This is a genomic window from Faecalibacterium sp. OF03-6AC, assembly GCF_003478175.1.
Lineage (GTDB): Bacteria > Bacillota > Clostridia > Oscillospirales > Ruminococcaceae > Faecalibacterium > Faecalibacterium taiwanense.
Genome location: NZ_QUEN01000025.1, coordinates 1 through 567, shown reverse-complemented (window position 1 = coordinate 567; position 567 = coordinate 1). Strand labels below are relative to the sequence as shown.

The window sequence follows — 567 nt, the reverse complement described above, 5'->3', positions numbered from 1 at the left end:
CGGCGAATCTTCGTTCGCTATGGCCTGCCTGATCGCCAATCGCAAGTACGGCAAGAACGGCAGGCGGGAGGACGTGAAGACCCACCATATATGGCGACATCCGCCAAAGCGGATGCTAATATATTCGTGCGCAGCACGCACCGCTGGCCATACGAAGTATATCATCAGCTTCGACCCGAAGGACGCAGTAGAGAACGACCTGACCATGGAGCGGGCGCAAGCCCTCGGCTTGCAGTTCTGCAAGGACAACTTCCCCGGTCATCCCGCCATCGTCTGCACCCACCCGGACGGTCACAACAGTGCCGGGAATATCCACGTCCACATCGTCATCGGCAGCTTGCGTGTCCGCACCGTGGAACGGCAGCCCTTTATGGACAAGCCCTGCGACTGGGAAGCGGGCAAGAAGCACCGCTGCACCTCTGCCATGCTCCGGCACCTCCGTGTCGCTGTCATGGAGATGTGCGAGCAAGCCGATCTGAACCAGATCAATTTGCTGGAAGCCCAAGGCGACCATGTTTCCGAGCGGGAGTATTGGGCGCAGCGGCGCGGACAACGCCGCCTCGACCA

General features: G+C 60.5%; 1 protein-coding gene. It reads left to right on the top strand.

The window, feature by feature from the left end:
- Window positions 1–567 (top strand): relaxase/mobilization nuclease domain-containing protein (locus DXA66_RS13980; protein WP_147589749.1); only part of this gene is annotated, 567 nt, incomplete at both ends.